This is a genomic window from uncultured Oscillibacter sp. (genome assembly GCF_947654275.1).
Taxonomy (GTDB): Bacteria; Bacillota; Clostridia; order Oscillospirales; family Oscillospiraceae; genus Oscillibacter.
The window spans coordinates 1-17,334 of sequence record NZ_CANTJS010000053.1; the positions used below are offsets into that span (position 1 = coordinate 1).

The window sequence follows — 17,334 nt, forward strand, 5'->3', positions numbered from 1 at the left end:
CGCCCCGGCAGTGTCGCCTGTGTGGACGTTGGTTCCTCCATGAGCAGGGAGACCGGGCGATGTACTGTGAACGCATCGCTCCCGGTGAGGAGAGCAGGACCTGCCGGGAGGCTGGAGCACGGGCGGTTTTTGAGAAGAAAATTCAGGACGAGGATACCTGGAAAATATATAAGCGGGCCTATAAGAAATACTATGCCCGGTACATGAAGGGAAACATGAACGAGGAGGCTTTCAAGGCCTGGGCAACGCAGGCGGCGAGGTATCGGGATGTGGCCATTGAGCAAGTGAAAGCGGCTTTGGACGAGAATCTGAAAGCACAAGTCATTGAGCGGCTGAAAGAGGAATTGAACCGTCAGTGAGTGCGGCCCTATCTTTGGATACGCTGGTGCAGCAGAAGACGAAAGAGGAGGATTTGACATGTCTATTCTTGGAGCAGTGATTGTCCCTCACCCGCCGCTGATCATCCCCACGGTGGGGCGCGGACGGGAGCGGGAGGTCCAGACAACTATCGACGCCTACCGGGCCGCCGCGAAACAGGCGGCGGCCTGGGAACCAGAGGTGCTGATCATCACCTCCCCCCATCAGACCATGTATGCCGACTACTTCCATATCTCCCCGGGCCAGGGTGCTGCCGGAGACATGTCCGCCTTCGGCGTGGCCAAAACCAAACTGTGTGTGGAGTACGACGCCCCGCTGCGGGACGAGATTATCTGCTGTGGGGAAACCGCCGGCCTCCGTGTCGGGACCTTGGGGGAGCGGGACCCATCTCTGGACCATGGAACCTTCGTTCCTCTGTACTTTTTACAGGAGGCTGGAGTGAACTGCCCCATCCTCCGCATTGGCCTGTCCGGATTTTCCCCGTTGGATCACTACCGGCTGGGGCAGTGTATCGCTCAGGCGGTGGAGAACTTGGGCCGCAGAGCTGTGTTCATTGCCAGCGGTGATCTGTCCCACAAACTGAAGGACGATGGCCCTTATGGCTTTGCCCCGGAGGGACCGGAGTTCGACCGTCAGGTCACGGAGACTATGTCGGAGGGCGATTTTTTCCACTTCCTCACCATGGACCCCGCCCTCTGCGAGCGGGCGGCGGAGTGCGGACTTCGCTCCTTCCAGATCATGGCCGGTGCGTTAGACGGGGAGGCTGTGGAATCAAAGCTCCTCAGCTACGAGGGCGTCACCGGCGTGGGCTACGGGGTGGCAACTTTCACTGTTACCGGTCCGGACGAGGGCCGCCGGTTCGGGGAGCAGTGTGCAAAGCTGGAGCGCGCCCGGCTGGCAGAGCAAAAAGCCTCTGAGGACCCCTGGGTCAAGCTGGCCCGGCTATCCCTGGAGACCTTTGTGAAAACGGGAAAGCGGCTGGAGCGTCTGCCGGAGGGCTTACCCCCTGAGATGACAGAACGGGCCGCTGGGGCCTTTGTCTCCCTCCACGCCCACGATCAGCTCCGGGGCTGTATCGGTACCACCGGGCCGACCACCGAAAACGTTGCCTGGGAGATCGTGCAGAACGCCGTCTCCGCCTGCTCCCGGGACCCCCGCTTCCCGCCGGTGACCGTGGCGGAGTTGGACAGCCTGGAGTACAGCGTGGACGTACTGGGTCAGCCGGAAGCGATTGCCTCCCCAGACCATCTGGATGTAAAAAAGTACGGCGTGATTGTCTCCTGCGGCAGCCGCCGGGGTTTGCTGTTGCCCGACCTGGAGGGCGTGGACACGGTGGAGCAACAGATCGACATCGCCCGGCAGAAGGGAGGCATCAGCTCCCGGGAGAAGTACACACTGGAGCGGTTTGAGGTGGTGCGGCACTTATGATCTGTGAGCTGTGTTTCCATCATTGCGACCTGACCGAAGGACAGACCGGCTTCTGCCGGGACGTCAAAATCGTTCCGCTGAACTACGGAAAGCTGACCAGTCTGGCACTGGACCCCATTGAGAAGAAGCCCCTGCGGCGGTTCCATCCCGGCAGTAAGATTTTGTCTATGGGCAGTTTCGGGTGCAATCTGCGCTGTCCCTTTTGCCAGAACCACGAGATTTCCATGTCCGGAGAGAGGGAGATCAGAATGGTGGAACTCTCCCCGGAGGCGCTGGCCGACAAGGCGCTGGAGCTGCGGACATACGGCAACATCGGGGTGGCCTATACCTACAATGAACCGTTAATCGGCTACGAGTATGTCCGGGACTGTGCCGCGTTGGTCCGTGAGCGGGGCATGGTCAATGTTGTTGGTCACCAACGGCACCATTGAGGAGACCCCCTGGCGGGAACTGCTCCCGCTGATTGACGCCGCGAACATCGACCTGAAGGGTTTTACCTCGGAGTGGTACCGGAAACTGGGCGGCGATCTGGAGACGGTGAAACGCTCTATCGCTTTGGCGGCGGAGCGGTGCCATGTGGAGGTGACTACGCTTTTGGTTCCCGGCGAGAATGACAGCGAAGAAGAAATTAGGAGTTTGGCCCAGTGGCTGGCGTCGGTGGACCGGAACATTCCTCTGCACCTGTCCCGGTTCTTCCCACGGTACCGAATGACGGACAAGCCGCCTACACCGGTGGAGCGGGTGCACCGGCTGGCCGATGTGGCCCGGGAGTATCTGGCGTTTGTCTACACGGGGAATTGCTGATATTGCCGCACTCCTCCGCACCACACACTCTCTATTCCCATATAGATTGCAAAAACCAGCGAAGGAGTCAAAGGTTGTAAGGCTTTGACTCTTTCGCTGGTTTCGGCCATCATGGAATACTTTTTAAATCTCCGCAAATCAAACGAACTTCGATCTGGAGCTTGCGGATGTCAGATTGTCCTCTCCGCACACTCGCCCCTCATGAGGCGCTTCAGGTTCCCGGCGCAAAGCCGGAAGACCCGGTCGTAATTGTCATATGTAGCGGCGCCAATATGGGGCGTCACGATCAGGTTGGCATCCTTGGCCCGATAGATGGGATCGTCCTGGGGAAGGGGCTCAAAGGTGTCGATTGCCGCCCCAATGATGTCTCCGCTGACAAGCGCGTCGGCCAGGGCCTCCCGGTCCACCAGCTGCTCCCGGGCGGTGTCCACCAGGACAGCCGTCTTTTTCATGGACTGGATCTGCTCTCTGCCCACCATGCCGCGGGTGCCGTCGTTCAGCGGAAGGCCCGCCATCACAACGGCGTCCGACTGGCGGAACAGGCTGTCCAGCGGGGTATAGGTGATTCCCAGCTCCTGTTCCGCCTTCTCCGGCAGGCGGAAGGGGTCGTAATAGAGGATGGTGGTATCAAATGCCCGGACACGCTGAATGACATTGCGCCCGATGTTGCCGGCCCCCACGATTCCCACAGTCTTACCTGTCAGCTCATAGCTCTTGTGGCGATGGAGCCAGGTATGGAAGGCCCCGTCTTTGGTCGTCTGGTCCATGAAGGGAAGACGCCGGTATAGCGCCAAAATATTCAGCACCGCCAGCTCCGCCACGGACACGCTGTTGAAGCCCCGGCATACGGATACAGGGATCTGTTTCTCTCTGGCATAGGCCATATCAATCATGTCCACACCGATGCCGGTGCGCTGAATCAGCTTCAGGTTTGGGGCGGCGTCGATGGTCTCCCTCGTCACCGGATAGGTGGTGTCAATGAAAACGTCTGCGTCTTCAAGCTCGCCCTTCCGCCCCATGACCGGGTCCAGAAAGCGCACATCCACACCCTCCGGCATCCGCTCCAGCAGCATTTTTTCCATATGAATGTTCAGCTTATCCAAATATAATGCCGTGATTGCCATGATACCCTCCTGTTTATTTCAGCTCCCAGCTCTTTTCCACATTGACCAGTCCCTGCTTCTTGCGCAGGAAGCACCAGCCGAGAATCACAACCAGCCCGATCACAGAGCCGATCAACATACTGCTGTTTGCGGTCAGAACGGATTGATACATCATGAATACACGGATAGCCAGCGCCAGGACGCAGGACCCCATAAACAGCCACATGGGGAACTTCCAGGTCCGGTTTTCCCAGGCGCCCTCCAGTCTTTTGGGGAACAGCATGGTACCGATGATGACGATGATGTTGCCCACGGAGGACAGGAACGTCGTATTGGAAACGATGGTCCCGATGCTCAGATCCATCAGGATGGGGATGAGGCCCAGCAGATATTCCACCAGGATAAATTTCCAGGCGATGCCGTGCCTGTTCAGCGCGGCCACTGGCGCCGGAAGCCAGCCGTCCTTTGTCACGGCAATCATGGGGCGCTCCGTCAGGCTGAAAAAGGCGTTCATTGTGGAAGAGAGGGCCATGACCGGGCCGACGAAGATGAAAATGGTGGTGATGACGGGGTTGAAAAAGTAGCCCACCACGGCCACCAGGGTCTGGTTCGCCGTCTCCTCAACGGGCAGGACATTGCTCATGGCAAAGCCCACCGTGCCATAGATGATGACCAGAATGAGCGGAATGATGCAGTTTGCCAGCGGGAGGTCCCGGGTGGGATTCTTGCAGTTGTCGCTCAGAGCGGCAATCATGATGTACCCCTGGGTGCTCATGAACAGAACCATGACCGCCTGGTAGAAGCCGCCGGAACCGCCGCTGAAATAGCCGGCCTGCATGATATCCATGGAATCGGGCAGACCGTGGGCCACGCCGTAGACGCCGATTGCCAGAAGACTGCCCACCAGCACAACGGACATGATATTCTGGAAACGGGACAGGGTTTTCAGACCCAGCAGGTTGATGACCATAAACAGCGTCAGGCCGATAACGCCCCACACCTTTGCGGGAATGGCCGGGAACACGATGGTCAGATATGAACCCATACCCAGGGCGAAGTTGGCAAAGAGGAACACCTGCAGCAAATTGGAAATGCCGAAGAACCCGGCGAGGACGTCGCCCATGGTGGCGGAAACGCAGGTGTAGTTGCCACCCTTGATGCGGACGGCGCAGGTCATAAAGATCACAGGCAGATTTACCAGAAAGCCCAGCAGAATTGCCACCAGATACGCCAGCCAGGCGGAGCGCCCCGTATGTCCCACCGCAACGCCGATGTAGGTGACGACGCCGGCTCCGATTACGTTGCCCAGCCCCATAAATACCAGGGACCAAAGTCCTAATTTTTCCTTCTGCATACTTACACTGCTCCTTCTCTCATTTCATTTCAGGGAAGCCATTCGATTGCCTTTTTGAGGTACCCGTTCCAAAAATCCCAGCTGTGTACGCCCGGACTCTCGAAATAAGTCAGATCAAAATTGTTCTCCGAGAAGAAATCCCGGTAATAGCGGTTCATGGTAATCAGCCTGTCTTCTGTGCCGCAGGCCATAAAGACCCGGGGGCTTTCGCCGGACATCCCGGCGTTCTTCCAGCTCTCAAAGACATGGCGGGGATTTTTCTCGCTCTCCACGCTCTCGCCGAGAGGGCCGAAGGTCCCCTCTATATAGGGCAGCAGGGTATTGGCCTCCGTGGGGCGGTTCTCGCAGAGCTGAAGGGCGCTGGACATGGCAAATACATGGCTGAATGTTTCAGGGTGCTTCAGCGCCGTCAGAAGCGCGCCGTATCCCCCCATGGAGATGCCGCCGATGAAGGTATCCTCCCGTTTTGTGGAGAGTGGGAAGATTCCCCGGGTCATGGCAAGCAGCTCCTGGCTGATAAAGTCGCTGTAGAATTCCCCGGCGGCCTCGTGGTTGATATAGAACGAGTTCTCGCCGGAGGGCATGACCACTGCCAGACGGTGCTCCTGCGCCAGCTGCCGGATGTTGGAATAGGTCAGCCAATCCAGGTGATCGCCGGTATAGCCGTGAAGCAGATACAGCGTCTTGAAGGGGCCGGGATTCATTGGAGGCAGCTCTCTCGGCTTACCCTCTTCCTGGAACACCAGATTTTCCACCGGCAGGATCACGGAGATGGAAACGCTTCGCCGGAAGCAGTTGGACATCATGCTTATTTGAATAATTGCCATGGTCTCCTCCTCGTATCTTAGATTTGGCCTCTCAGGTGGCCGCACCGCTCATTGGCCGGGAAACGCGCAGCCGATCTCCCGGAGCTTGCCGTCTACCCACGGGCGGATATAGGCGCCATCCTCCACGATGTGCCGCATAATCGCGTCTTCCTTTTCCTGTACCGCCGCGGCAGCCGCCGCCAGCTCTTCGGCAGCAGCGGGGTCGATTGCCAAAACGCCGTCCTCATCGCCAACGATGATATCTCCCGGGTGAACGGCTTTTCCACCGATTACAACGGGAACGCCAATCTCGCCCGGCCCGTTCTTATAGGGGCCGTTGGGCGTGACGCCGCAGGCGTAAACCAGAAATCCCTCCATACGGGAGAGCGCGGCGCTGTCACGGACCGCGCCGTCGCAGACGATCCCCGCGATTCCCCGGCGTTTGCAGTAGGCGGCCATCAGCTCGCCAAAAATCGCCCGGTTGTCAAAGCCGCCGGCGTCAATCATAATCACGTCTCCCGGTCTGGCCAGGTCCATGGCGGCATGGAACATCAGGTTGTCTCCCTGGGGAACCCGAACTGTAAAGGCGGTCCCCAGGAGCTGTCCCTTCCCCAGGGGGAAGATGCGGGAATCCATTGCCGCCACGCGGCCCATGTTGTCGTCGATGTTGGCCACAGGTATGCCCTGAAACAGGGCCACCAGCCTGGGCGCGGCACGCTTGAAGTCTGTTTCGATTCTGCATCCGATTGCCATGACAGATTCCTCCCTTCAGTCCTCTTTTGTCTGGAGGCTGTGATAGCCCAGCTTCGCCCGGGCCTCCTTCGGGGTGCTGCCGCCCTTTACCGCGGCAATGATCTTCTGCTCCGCGGCCTCGATGCCCTCGGCAATCTCACACGCCCTTTCCGCCGCGGAATCGGGGATACAGACCGCGCCGGTGTCGTCGGCCAGGATGATGTCGCCGGGGCAGACCTGTACACCGGAGATGGAGACGGGCTTATTGACAAAATCCACCGTCACCCGGTCCTTGCCCGTCACCATATAGGTGCTCTTGGTAAAAATCGCGTAGCCGTTTTCCTGGATGCCGGGGACGTCACGGCAGACGCCGTCGATGATCGTCCCGGCCACGCCGTTTTTCGTGGCGACATAGGTCATGATGTCGCCCCAGACGGTGCAGTGGAGCCGCCCGCCGTTGTCGATGACCACCACCTCGCCTGGCTTCACGTCATCCAGGAAATCGCCCACGTTCCCCTTGACCACGCCGTTGGGCACATAGTGCACCGTGAACGCCCGCCCGCAGATGTGTTTTCCCGGAACAACGGGATGCAGCCCCAGCAGCCCGCAGGGAATGCCCAGCTTGTCCATTGCGTCGGACACACTGGCTACATCCAGCTTGCTCAGTCGCTCCAAAATTGCCTCCATGATTGTACTCCTCTCTTACTTCAACATTTTCTCGTATCCAAATTTGCTGTCCACACCCAGAACATCGCCGGAGGACAGGATCTCCCGCACCATGACCTCCTCTTTCTCGCAGAGCTCCTCCGCCTTGGACAGGACCTCATCCACGCGGCTCCAGGGAACAATGACGACGCCGCTGCGGTCGCCCATAACCACATCCCCCGGCTGGACCTGTACGCCGCCAAAAGAGATCATCTCGTTGGTGCTCTGCTCCATGATGCGGCCCCGGGCGGTCCAGACAACGGTCCCCCTGGCGTAGACGGGGAAATCGATCTCAATGCAGTCGTCCAGATCCCGGGTGGCTCCATCCACAATCACGGCCCCCACGCCCTTGGCCTTCGCGCTGTTCGCCAGGATGCCGCCCCAGCAGGACGTGTCCAGCCGGCCGCCGTTGTCGATGATGATAATGTCGCCGGGCCCGGCCAGAGAGATGGCGGTCATCCCCAGGTGATGCTTGTTTTTCACCTCGCCGGCGGCCGCCATCTTTACCGTGACGGCGCGGCCCACCACCTTGCCCCAGGCCTCCCGCATGGGGCGGATGCCATAGGTGGCGCCCCTGATGCCCAGTGCATCCTCCGCATCGGACACATTGGTGGTGGAGAGCCTTTCAAAGCGGGCGCGGTACTTCTCGTCGAATAGATTCATTTTCCTGCCTCCTGTATGGTAATGATAAACGGGATTGCCGGGTGCCTACTCATAACCGATTATAAATGGTGCTGTGGAAAATCCGGATTCTACTTCTTTCAAAGCGCCTTTTTGTAAATTTCCGGTTGACTAATCTACGAATAAATGTTAGCATTGCTTCAAATGAAAATCAAATACAGGTTTGACCATGAGCCAAATAACCAATTTGTTATATCGGAAAACGGAGGGGTGTGTTTTTATATGTTTTTGCCAAATTACGAGTACTTCCTGCGGATTGCCCAAATGAAAAGCATTTCCCGCGCGGCGGAAAGCCTGTATATCTCCCAGCCCGCACTGACCAAATACCTGCATAAGCTGGAGGCCGAGCTGGGGGTCGAATTGTTCGAGCGGAAACAGGGGGCTTTGCGGATTACCGAGGCGGGACAGTTTTTATGGGAATACATCCGCCGCGTCAACGGAGAGACGGACCTGCTTCGGGCCTATATAGAAGAGATTAAAGCAAAGGGCCGGTGCACCATAACAATTGGAATGGCGCTGTGGCGAGCCAGTGTGCTGCTGCCGGAATTTCTGCCTGTTTTTTTAGAACATCATCCTCTGATCTCCGTTCAGTTGTTTGAAGGGTCCGCCGCGAAAATGGAAAGCGCCATTATGGATGATACCGTCGATCTCTGCATTATGAACCTGCCGGTCAACTACGCAAATGTGGCGTATGAGCCGATTTTTGAGGAACACATTTTCCTCGCCGGCAGCCGGCAGGACCCTCTGATACAAAAGTTGCGGGAGGAGCAGGCCGGTTTCGAATATCCATCCGCAGATATTCGGAAATTTGCCCAAAAGCCCTTTATTTTTACGCAGCCCGACCAGCATATCACAGAATTTGTCAACCATATGCTCAGCCGGCTCGATCTTGCGCTGACCTGTGTTCTCCGGACGGCCAATGTCACCACGGCCATTAACTTGGCGGCAAGCGGACTGGGGTTTACCTTCGTCCCGGAGCTGGGCACGCGCAGCGCCTTTTTCCCGGCGGACAGGCTGTCTCTTTTTACAGTCGATGATCCGCCCCTGCGCTGCACGCTGGCCGCGGTCTATAAGCGGTCCAGCTACCTGTCTTCCGGGGCTCAGCTGTTTATTCAGGAATTAAAGGAGTTCGTTCGGCAGCACAGCTCTTACAATGGATAAATCAAAGCCACCGGCATAGCCGGTGGCTTTGATTTATCCATAAAATAAATTTTCATGGCGCTCCCTCCGGTTCAGTCCACCAGAATCATCTCAACGCCCTTGCTCTCCAGGGACTCCAGGGCCTCCCGCGGAATGCTCCGGTTGGTGACGACAATGCCCGGGGGATTTGGCAGGTTCAAAGGCACAATTCCCCGGCGACCGAACTTCTCACTTTCCGTCAGCACCACCACCTGCTCCGCCTGATGGGCCATGTCCCGGACGGCGGCGGCCCGCAGATGGTCCTGGTTGGTGAAGCCGGTACGGTCCGAGTAGCCGTCCGCGCCGATAAAGAAGCGGCTGACAAAAAAACCCTCCGCGCACAGCCGCACCATGGGCCCCACCATCACCTGAGCCTCCGGCTGGTAGACGCCCCCCAGGAGAATCATCTGAAAGCTGCGCTTGCCCCGGATGTAGGCGGCAATAAAGGCGCTGTTGGTGATAATGGTCAGGTCCTTCCGCTTCTCCGCCAGCACGTCGGCCAGCAGGGCGCAGCAGCTTCCGCTTTCAATCATGATGGTGTCGCCGTTGGACACCAGCTCTGCCGCCCGTTCGGCAATCCGGCGCTTCTCGTCGTAATGGTAGGCAATGCGGCTCTGGATGTCGTCGGCGCTGCGCAGGACCGCAAAGCCGTGTTCCCGGACGATGATGCCCCGGCGCTCCAGCTCGTCCAGGTCCTTGCGGATGGTCACCTGGGAGACCTCCAGCCGCTCCGCCAGCACGGAGACCTCCACCTTTCTCTCCTCTGTCAACAGCTCCAGGATGGCGCTTTCTCGGTTCCTTTTCATACAGTTACCTCGATTCCAAAGAGTCACTTAAAAGCTCCTTATGAGTATAGCACAAATCGTAACCGAAAGAAACCCCTGATTTGATTAAAAGAAAGCATCAACGCCCGCGTCCAGGAACACCTGCCGAAATCGCTCCAGCTCCTCCTTGTGCAGGGCGGGGACGGACTCATATTCATAGGTCCTGCCCAGCAGGGCGTATTTGTTTTCACCAAACTGGTGGAAGGGGAGAAGCTGAATGCGGTCCGCCCCCACCTCCCGCAGGCGGCGTACAAACCCGGCGGCGTCCTCCAGGCTGTCGTTGTAGCCCGGGATCACCGGCAGGCGGGGCAGAACCTCCTTGCCGCCTGCGATGGCCCGGCTCATGTTCTCCAGAATCATCGTATTGTCCACACCGGTTCCCTCTCTGTGCTTCTCTCCGTTCCAGTGCTTCATATCAAACAGGAGGAGGTCCGCATGGGCCGTCACACCGGCAAAGACCTCCGGTGGGGCAAAGCCCGTGGTCTCCATGGCCGTATGGACGTCCCGAGCCTTCAATTCTTGCAGAAGAGCCCTGGCGAATTCCGGCTGCATCAGGGCCTCGCCGCCGGAAAGGGTCACGCCGCCGCCGGATTCCTCATAGAAATCCACGTCCTGCATACAGACCTCTACAATTTCGTCCACCGTTTTTTCCTCTCCCTCACAGCTGAGGGCGCGGCCCGGACAGGCGCGGACGCAGGTCAGGCAGCCCCGGCATTTGGCGAAGTCCACGCGGATATTCCCCCCGCCGTCCAGGGAGACCGCCCCCTCCGGACAGGAGGCCGCGCACTTTTCACAGTGTATGCAGTCCTTGCTGTGGTGCAGAATTTGGGGCTTTAGCAGATGAGACTCGGGATTTGCGCACCATTTGCAGCGCAGGGGGCAGCCCTTCAAAAAGACTGTGGTCCGCACGCCCGGACCGTCGTGGATGGAGAACTTTTGAATATTGAACACGATGCCCTTTATTTCCATAAGGTATGACCCTCCCTGATAGGAAGCAGAACGATCCGCTTCTTTAATTTCTCTATCGTAGCACATTTAGTTACGAATGTAAATTTATAATCTTTCACAAAAAGCTCGCTCCGATTCTGACGATCATCTGTATTGACATTGGAGGGGAAGGAGACTATACTAAAGCTACAAACGAAATATACACAAATTCCGAACAGAATTATTTTTGCTGTGAAAGGAGTACACCATGGAAAACAAAGCGCATTTCGGCTCTCTGACTCCCCGGATGCAGGCCTACCGGGAGAGTGTCCTGGACCAGAAGCCCTACATCGACGCTCAGCGGGCGGTCCTGGCTACGGAGGCTTACAAGGCCAATCTGAACCAGCCCCCGGTGATGAAGCGGGCCCTGATGCTGAAGAACATCCTGGAGAAGATGGACATCTATATTGAGGACGAGACCGTCCTGGTGGGCAACCAGTCCTCCGTCAACCGGGGCGCGCCGGTGTTCCCGGAGTACACCATGCAGTTCATCCTGGAGGAACTGGACCTTTTCGAGAAGCGGGACGGCGACGTGTTCTACATCACCGAGGAGACCAAGGAGCAGCTCCGCGCCATCGCTCCCTTCTGGGAGAACAACAACCTCCGGGCCCGGGGGGAGGCCCTGATGCCCGAGGAGATGCAGGTCTACATGGATACCGGCTTCTTCGGCATGGAGGGCAAACTGAACGCCGGCGACGCCCATCTGGCGGTGGACTACGGCAATCTGCTGAAAACCGGACTGAGGGGCTACGAGGACCGGGCCCGGAAGCTGAAGGCGGAGCTGGACCTGACGGACCCCGCCGCCATCGACAAGTACCAGTTTTACAAGGCGGTGCTGATTGTGCTGGAGGCCGTGAAGGGCTTCGCGGCCCGGTATGCCGCCCTGGCCCGGGAGAAGGCCGAAACCGCCGCCGAGCCCCGGAAGTCCGAGCTTCTGGAGATTGCCCGTATCTGCGAAAAGGTGCCCTGCGAACCCACGGAGACCTTCCACGAGGCGGTGCAGGCCGTGTGGTTCATCCAGCTCATCCTGCAAATCGAGTCCAACGGCCACTCCCTGAGCTATGGACGCTTCGACCAATACGTATATCCCTACCTGGCTTCCGACCTGGAAAAGGGCGCCATCACCGAGGACCAGGCGGTGGAGCTGCTGACGAATCTCTGGATTAAGACCCTGACCATCAACAAGGTCCGCTCTCAGTCCCATACATTCTCCAGCGCCGGGAGTCCCATGTATCAGAACGTCACCGTAGGCGGACAGACCGCCGGCGGAAAGGACGCGGTAAATAAGCTGTCCTTCCTGGTGCTCCGGTCCGTGGGCCAGACCCGCCTGCCTCAGCCCAACCTGACGGTCCGGTATCACAGGAATCTCAATCAGGCCTTCATGGACGAGGCTATTGAAGTGTTGAAGCTGGGAACCGGTATGCCCGCCTTCAACAACGATGAGGTCATCATCCCCTCCTTCATTGAAAAGGGGGTGAAGCCGGAGGACGCCTACTGCTATTCCGCCATCGGCTGCGTGGAGACGGCGGTGCCCGGAAAGTGGGGCTACCGCTGCACCGGCATGAGCTACCTGAATTTCCCCCGGATTCTATTGATGGTGATGAACAACGGAATCGACATGACCTCCGGAAAGCGCTTTGTCAAGGACTATGGAAACTTCCGGGACATGGAGACCTTCGAGGACCTGATGAAGGCCTGGGACGGGGCCATCCGGGAGCTGACCCGAGCCAGCGTCATCGTTGAGAACGCCATCGACCTGGCCAGCGAACGGGAGGTTCCCGACATCCTCTGCTCCTGCCTGACCCAGGACTGCCTGGGCCGGGGCAAGACCATCAAGGAGGGCGGTGCGGTCTACGACTTCATCTCCGGCCTCCAGGTGGGCATCGCCAACATGGCCGACAGTCTGTCCGCCATCAGGAAGCTGGTCTATGATGAAAAGAAGCTGAGCCGCGGCCAGCTGATGGAGGCTCTTGCCGCCGACTTTACCGGTCCGGAGGGTGAGGCGGTCCGGCAGATGCTCATTAACGATGCTCCCAAATATGGAAACGATGACGATTATGCCGACAAACTGGTGGTGGATGCCTACGCCTCCTATTTGGACGAGATGAAAAAGTATCCCAATACCCGCTATGGCCGGGGCCCCATCGGCGGCGTCCGCTACGGCGGCACCTCCTCCATCTCCGCCAACGTGGGCCAGGGCTTCGGCACCATGGCGACGCCGGACGGACGCCACGCCAGGGAGCCCCTGGCGGAAGGCTGCTCCCCTGCCCACGCCATGGACAAGAAGGGCCCCACCGCCGTGTTCAAGAGCGTGTCCAAGCTGCCCACCCACGAGATTACCGGCGGCGTCCTGCTGAACCAGAAGGTGACCCCCGCCATGCTGTCCACCGAGGAGAACACCCGGAAGCTGGAGGCCATCGTCCGGACCTTCTTCAACCGCCTGGAGGGCTACCATGTCCAGTACAACGTGGTGGATAAGGCCACGCTGCTGGACGCCCAGGCCCATCCGGAGAAGCACAAGGACCTGATTGTCCGGGTAGCGGGCTACAGCGCCTTCTTCAACGTGCTGAGCAAGGCCACCCAGGACGACATCATCGGACGCACCGAGCAGACCCTGTAATGTCCCTTGCAGGGGCCGGGCTCTGTCCCGGCCCGCTCTCCCGCGAGGTCCAGGCAAACGGGGGGACGGGCGGGCGCAGAGGCCCGCCCCCACACGGCCCCAGGACGCCATCCGAAATTAAAAAAGGAGAATGCAACATGAAGCTCTGTATTGACGACGCCAACGTTGAGAAAATTCGCCGGGTCTATGACCTCTATCCCGTGGACGGTGTTTCCACCAATCCCTCCATTTTGGCAAAGACCGGCAGGAAGCCCTATGAGGTCCTGAAGGAAATCCGCACCATCATCGGAGAGGACGGCGAGCTGTTTGTTCAGGCGGTTTCTCCCACGGCGGAGGGCATTGTGGAGGAGGCCCACAGAATCGCTGCCGAGCTGGGCAAAACCACCCTGACCAAGATTCCCTGCGTGCCTCAGGGCTTCAAGGCCATGAAGCAGCTGAAGGCGGAGGGACTGCGGTTCATCGGCACCGCCATCTACACCCCCATGCAGGGGCTCCTGGCCGCCAAGTGCGGCGCGGAGTATGTGGCCCCCTATGTGAACCGCATCGACAACATGGGTTTTGACGGCGTCCAGGTCTCCAGGGACATCCACGACGCCATCGTCCGCAATGGCCTGGACAGCGGCCTCCTGGCGGCCAGCTTTAAAAACAGCCAGCAGGTGCTGGAGCTGGTGAAGTACGGCGTCAAGGCCGTCACCGTGGCCCCGGACGTCATCGAGGGCCTGGTGAAGAACGCCGCCATCGACGCCGCCATCGGCCAGTTCAACAGGGATTTCGCGGGTCTTGTGGGCCCGGGCCGAACCATGGCGGACTGCTGACGCCCTCTGTCGAAATGGGGGAGCTTCCTTATGAACATATTGACCATTGACATCGGCGGTACCTTTATGAAGTACGCCTGCATGGACGAAGAGGGCCGCGTCCTGTCCCGAGGCAAGGTCCCCACGCCCCAGGAGGGCCGGGAACAGCTCGTCGAGGCCATCGGCAGGCTCTATGACGAGGCGCCGGAGGTGGAGGGCATCGCCATCTCCATGCCGGGGATCATTGACTCGGAAAACGGCTACTGCAAAATGGGCGGCGCCCTGCGGTACAACGACGACTTCTATCTGCGCCACCGGCTTTATGAGCGCTGTCCGGTGAAGATCTGCATGGAAAACGACGCCAAATGCGCCGCCATGGCGGAGGCCGCCGTGGGGAGCCTCCGGGACGTGTCCGACGGCTTTGTGCTGATTTTCGGCACCATGATCGGAGGCGGGTATATCAAAGACCATAAGCTTCACCGGGGCAGACACTTCTCTGCCGGAGAGGTCTCCTACATCACCACCGTCCGGGACGGCATGGCAGACCGGGACACAGTCTGGGGCAACCGCTGCGGCACGCCGCGCCTGTGCGCCCTGTTCGCGGAGAAGAAGGGCCTCGCCCCGGAGGAGGTGGACGGCGTCCGAGTCTTCGAGGCCGTCCACGCCGGGGACGGGGACGCTGCGGACTGCCTCCAGAAGTTCACCAAAGAAGTCGCCATCCAGATTTTCAATTTGCAGACCGTGCTGGACCCGGAGCGGTTCGCCATCGGCGGCGGCATCAGCGCACAGCCCATTTTTATTGAGAGTATTCGGAACCATCTCAAGACCCTGTATGCCGCCTGCCCCTATGACGTGCCTCACGCTGAGGTGGTCAGCTGCAAGTTCCAGAACGACGCGAATCTGGTGGGAGCGCTCCAGTGCTTCCTGCTGGCCTGAGGTTGAAATACAAGAGCCGTTGCCAGCGCGTGACACATACAATCATACAGACATTGGAACCGGACAGCTTCACCGCCGCCGGCTGCGGCTGCGTATTTGACGCGTTCAACGGGGAGTGCTGCATGAGCGAGAACCGGCGGCTCGTGGAGTTGGTACAGGAAACCGGCTGCGCTGTAATTGTCGGCGTGGGCGGCGGAAAGATTTTCGACACAGCGAAGGCTGTGGCCTATTACGCCGATCAGCCGGTTGTCATCTGTCCCACCGTCGCCTCCACCGACGTCTCCTGCTCTGCCCTGTCCGTAATCTACACCGAGGAGGACGCGTTTGAGGAGCACCTGTTCCTCAAGCGCAATCCCGACGTGGTGCTGGTGGATACGGCAGTGATTACCGCCGCCCTGGCGAAGCTGTGCTTTGACACATTGATGGCGGACGGCCTGGAGGCCCAAAAGACCCTGGAGCAAAAGCGGTGCACCGATGCGGTGGAGCATGTGATTGAGTCGAATACGCTTCTCTCGGGCCTGGGCTTTGAGTCCGGCGGACTGGCCGGGGCCCATGCCATCCACAACGGGCTGACAGTCCTGGAGGAGTGCCGCCATATGAACCACGGCGAGAAGGTCGCCTTTGGCACACTGGCCCAGCTGGTGCCGGAGCAGGCAGACGCGGCGGAGCTGGAGCGGGTCGTGAAGTGGTGCGTCAACTTAGGCCTGCCGGTCACGCTGGGGGAGCTGGGTGTCACAGAGGTCACTCCCGAAAAGGCCATGCAGGCCGCCGAGGCTGCCTGTGCGCCCAACGATACCATTGGGAACCCGCCCTTTACCGCAACACCGCAAATGGTCTGCGAGGCAATTTTGAAGGCCGACACTTTGGGACGGAAGATGCTGGAAGAGAGAAAATCGTAAGATGGTTTCTGCCATGTGCGGTAAAGGGCCCGAAGGAAGCCGCATTTCCGGGTATTATCGTTGCCGGAAGAAGAGCGAGTTCTGTTTTGTGCAAGAAACGCGGGCCTGTCTTGGCTGAAGCAGAAGTCCTGCACGGTTCCCCTTTGTCCAGCAATGTAAAAAGCTCTTGCCGGGGCGAACCGCGCCTCGGTAAGAGCTTTTTTTCATAAAATAGGAGATTTGCTGCTCCGACGCCTCATTTTTACAGAGTGTAAAATAGTCCCGGGTACGCAGGCATTCTCTTTTTAGATCGTAGCGCAGTTTTTGAGTGGTTCTCGGGATTGTCGATAGTCATAACATCGGAAGAGCCTTCCCCTTGCGTAATAGACCCTTTTTGCGCTGATATTCCTGAACGGAACCCCAAAAATAGTTCAACCGCAGGCTCTCGAGGGAAACCAGCCCCCGACCTGACCCAAAGGATATAAGCAGACCCCGTGTCTTCGTCACCGGCCTGCTCTGCGAAGCGGTGTCATGGATAGGGGCCCTTGTGACCCCGGCCGTTGTCCCGCTCGCTCTGGTTCAGCAGATAGTATTAGACGCTCAGCAGAATCATGGACGAAGCTCTCTATAGTCAAAGCACATGGGCAAAGCCTGTCAAGCGGGTCTTTGCCCTGCCGTCTGAACATCCGCACATTCATTTTATAGAGCATTTTCCAGAGAAAAAGCAGCCTGCCGCCTCCAAATAAAGCCAGAGACAGCAGGCTTGCACAGATGGATATTGGGCACAACGCCAGCTGTCTCACGCAGGGAGACGTTATGTACTCCGGCCTCATTTGAACCTTAGAGTCTGTTTTAAAACCAGCGGAATGCCGGATGGGGGCAGATTTTTTACCCAATGGGCATGTGATATCCGTAAGGCGGCAGAGCCGCCAACGGCTATCCAATCGTCAGACAAGGCGATTGGACCCGGGAATCCTGACGGATTTCAAGTCCAATCAACGCAGTCTTGGCAGAAAACCTGGCGGAATAAGATACCCCAAGACGGCGTTTTGACGGTTTTCAAACAGACTCTAGAGGGTGTCTTCAAACTCAAGCAATCCAAACGAGAATGGCGGCAAGCCGGGT

General features: G+C 58.7%; 15 protein-coding genes and 1 pseudogene. 8 read left to right on the forward strand and 8 right to left on the reverse strand.

Annotation, left to right across the window (positions count from 1 at the left end; genetic code table 11):
- The 3 genes and pseudogenes from Q0063_RS12040 to amrS form a co-directional block, all read left to right on the forward strand.
- A partial coding sequence (locus Q0063_RS12040; RefSeq protein WP_297872223.1) for a DUF6076 domain-containing protein occupies positions 1-359 on the forward strand: 359 nt, incomplete at its 5' end.
- Between the two features lie 58 nt (positions 360-417).
- Positions 418-1,806, forward strand: a complete 1,389-nt coding sequence (gene amrA, locus Q0063_RS12045) for an AmmeMemoRadiSam system protein A (RefSeq protein ID WP_297872224.1) — start codon at positions 418-420, stop codon at positions 1,804-1,806.
- Positions 1,803-2,610: pseudogene (amrS, locus tag Q0063_RS12050) on the forward strand (AmmeMemoRadiSam system radical SAM enzyme). The gene amrA and the pseudogene amrS overlap by 4 nt, the downstream one beginning before the upstream one ends.
- Positions 2,611-2,780: 170 nt before the next feature.
- Here amrS and Q0063_RS12055 read toward each other — a convergent pair.
- Genes Q0063_RS12055 through Q0063_RS12080 form a run of 6 tightly spaced genes read right to left on the reverse strand, consistent with a single transcriptional unit; the run spans position 2,781 to position 7,973 of the window.
- A complete protein-coding gene (locus tag Q0063_RS12055) occupies positions 2,781-3,734 on the reverse strand; it encodes a 2-hydroxyacid dehydrogenase (protein ID WP_297872225.1) in 954 nt (317 codons plus the stop codon).
- A gap of 13 nt (positions 3,735-3,747) precedes the next feature.
- Positions 3,748-5,067, reverse strand: coding sequence for an APC family permease (locus Q0063_RS12060; protein ID WP_297872226.1), 1,320 nt, complete (start codon positions 5,065-5,067; stop codon positions 3,748-3,750).
- 29 nt (positions 5,068-5,096) lie between these two features.
- A complete protein-coding gene (locus Q0063_RS12065; protein ID WP_297872227.1) occupies positions 5,097-5,894 on the reverse strand; it encodes an alpha/beta hydrolase family protein in 798 nt (265 codons plus the stop codon).
- A gap of 48 nt (positions 5,895-5,942) precedes the next feature.
- Positions 5,943-6,626, reverse strand: a complete 684-nt coding sequence (locus Q0063_RS12070; RefSeq protein ID WP_297872228.1) for an RraA family protein — start codon at positions 6,624-6,626, stop codon at positions 5,943-5,945.
- A 15-nt stretch (positions 6,627-6,641) separates the two neighbouring features.
- Positions 6,642-7,292, reverse strand: coding sequence for an RraA family protein (locus Q0063_RS12075; RefSeq protein WP_297872229.1), 651 nt, complete (start codon positions 7,290-7,292; stop codon positions 6,642-6,644).
- A gap of 15 nt (positions 7,293-7,307) precedes the next feature.
- Positions 7,308-7,973, reverse strand: coding sequence for an RraA family protein (locus Q0063_RS12080; RefSeq protein ID WP_297872230.1), 666 nt, complete (start codon positions 7,971-7,973; stop codon positions 7,308-7,310).
- A 162-nt stretch (positions 7,974-8,135) separates the two neighbouring features.
- Between Q0063_RS12080 and Q0063_RS12085 the strand changes: the two genes are divergently transcribed.
- Positions 8,136-9,152 (forward strand): LysR family transcriptional regulator, encoded by a 1,017-nt coding sequence (locus tag Q0063_RS12085; protein WP_297872231.1) that lies wholly within the window; start codon positions 8,136-8,138, stop codon positions 9,150-9,152.
- A 71-nt stretch (positions 9,153-9,223) separates the two neighbouring features.
- Here the strand turns inward: Q0063_RS12085 and Q0063_RS12090 are convergent, their stop codons facing one another.
- Complete coding sequence (locus Q0063_RS12090) at positions 9,224-9,976, reverse strand: DeoR/GlpR family DNA-binding transcription regulator (protein ID WP_297872232.1); 753 nt, start codon at positions 9,974-9,976, stop codon at positions 9,224-9,226.
- Positions 9,977-10,060: 84 nt separating this feature from the next.
- A complete protein-coding gene (locus Q0063_RS12095) occupies positions 10,061-10,963 on the reverse strand; it encodes a glycyl-radical enzyme activating protein (RefSeq protein WP_297872233.1) in 903 nt (300 codons plus the stop codon).
- Between the two features lie 226 nt (positions 10,964-11,189).
- Here Q0063_RS12095 and Q0063_RS12100 point away from each other — a divergent pair, with 226 nt between their 5' ends.
- From Q0063_RS12100 to Q0063_RS12115, 4 genes are all read left to right on the forward strand, one after another.
- Positions 11,190-13,601, forward strand: coding sequence for a glycyl radical protein (locus tag Q0063_RS12100; RefSeq protein ID WP_297872234.1), 2,412 nt, complete (start codon positions 11,190-11,192; stop codon positions 13,599-13,601).
- Between the two features lie 137 nt (positions 13,602-13,738).
- On the forward strand, positions 13,739-14,416 hold the full coding sequence (locus tag Q0063_RS12105) for a transaldolase family protein (RefSeq protein WP_297872235.1): 678 nt from the start codon (positions 13,739-13,741) through the stop codon (positions 14,414-14,416).
- Between the two features lie 30 nt (positions 14,417-14,446).
- Complete coding sequence (locus Q0063_RS12110) at positions 14,447-15,331, forward strand: ROK family protein (RefSeq protein WP_297872236.1); 885 nt, start codon at positions 14,447-14,449, stop codon at positions 15,329-15,331.
- A gap of 29 nt (positions 15,332-15,360) precedes the next feature.
- A complete protein-coding gene (locus Q0063_RS12115) occupies positions 15,361-16,230 on the forward strand; it encodes an iron-containing alcohol dehydrogenase (RefSeq protein ID WP_297872237.1) in 870 nt (289 codons plus the stop codon).
- The last annotated feature ends 1,104 nt before the right edge of the window (positions 16,231-17,334 follow it).

Coding starts and splice junctions, on each gene's coding strand:
- amrA (WP_297872224.1), top strand. CDS start 418: ATGTCTATTCTTGGAGCAGTGATTGTCCCTCACCCGCCGCTGATCATC.
- Q0063_RS12055 (WP_297872225.1), bottom strand. CDS start 3,734: ATGGCAATCACGGCATTATATTTGGATAAGCTGAACATTCATATGGAA.
- Q0063_RS12060 (WP_297872226.1), bottom strand. CDS start 5,067: ATGCAGAAGGAAAAATTAGGACTTTGGTCCCTGGTATTTATGGGGCTG.
- Q0063_RS12065 (WP_297872227.1), bottom strand. CDS start 5,894: ATGGCAATTATTCAAATAAGCATGATGTCCAACTGCTTCCGGCGAAGC.
- Q0063_RS12070 (WP_297872228.1), bottom strand. CDS start 6,626: ATGGCAATCGGATGCAGAATCGAAACAGACTTCAAGCGTGCCGCGCCC.
- Q0063_RS12075 (WP_297872229.1), bottom strand. CDS start 7,292: ATGGAGGCAATTTTGGAGCGACTGAGCAAGCTGGATGTAGCCAGTGTG.
- Q0063_RS12080 (WP_297872230.1), bottom strand. CDS start 7,973: ATGAATCTATTCGACGAGAAGTACCGCGCCCGCTTTGAAAGGCTCTCC.
- Q0063_RS12085 (WP_297872231.1), top strand. CDS start 8,136: ATGAAAATCAAATACAGGTTTGACCATGAGCCAAATAACCAATTTGTT.
- Q0063_RS12090 (WP_297872232.1), bottom strand. CDS start 9,976: ATGAAAAGGAACCGAGAAAGCGCCATCCTGGAGCTGTTGACAGAGGAG.
- Q0063_RS12095 (WP_297872233.1), bottom strand. CDS start 10,963: ATGGAAATAAAGGGCATCGTGTTCAATATTCAAAAGTTCTCCATCCAC.
- Q0063_RS12100 (WP_297872234.1), top strand. CDS start 11,190: ATGGAAAACAAAGCGCATTTCGGCTCTCTGACTCCCCGGATGCAGGCC.
- Q0063_RS12105 (WP_297872235.1), top strand. CDS start 13,739: ATGAAGCTCTGTATTGACGACGCCAACGTTGAGAAAATTCGCCGGGTC.
- Q0063_RS12110 (WP_297872236.1), top strand. CDS start 14,447: ATGAACATATTGACCATTGACATCGGCGGTACCTTTATGAAGTACGCC.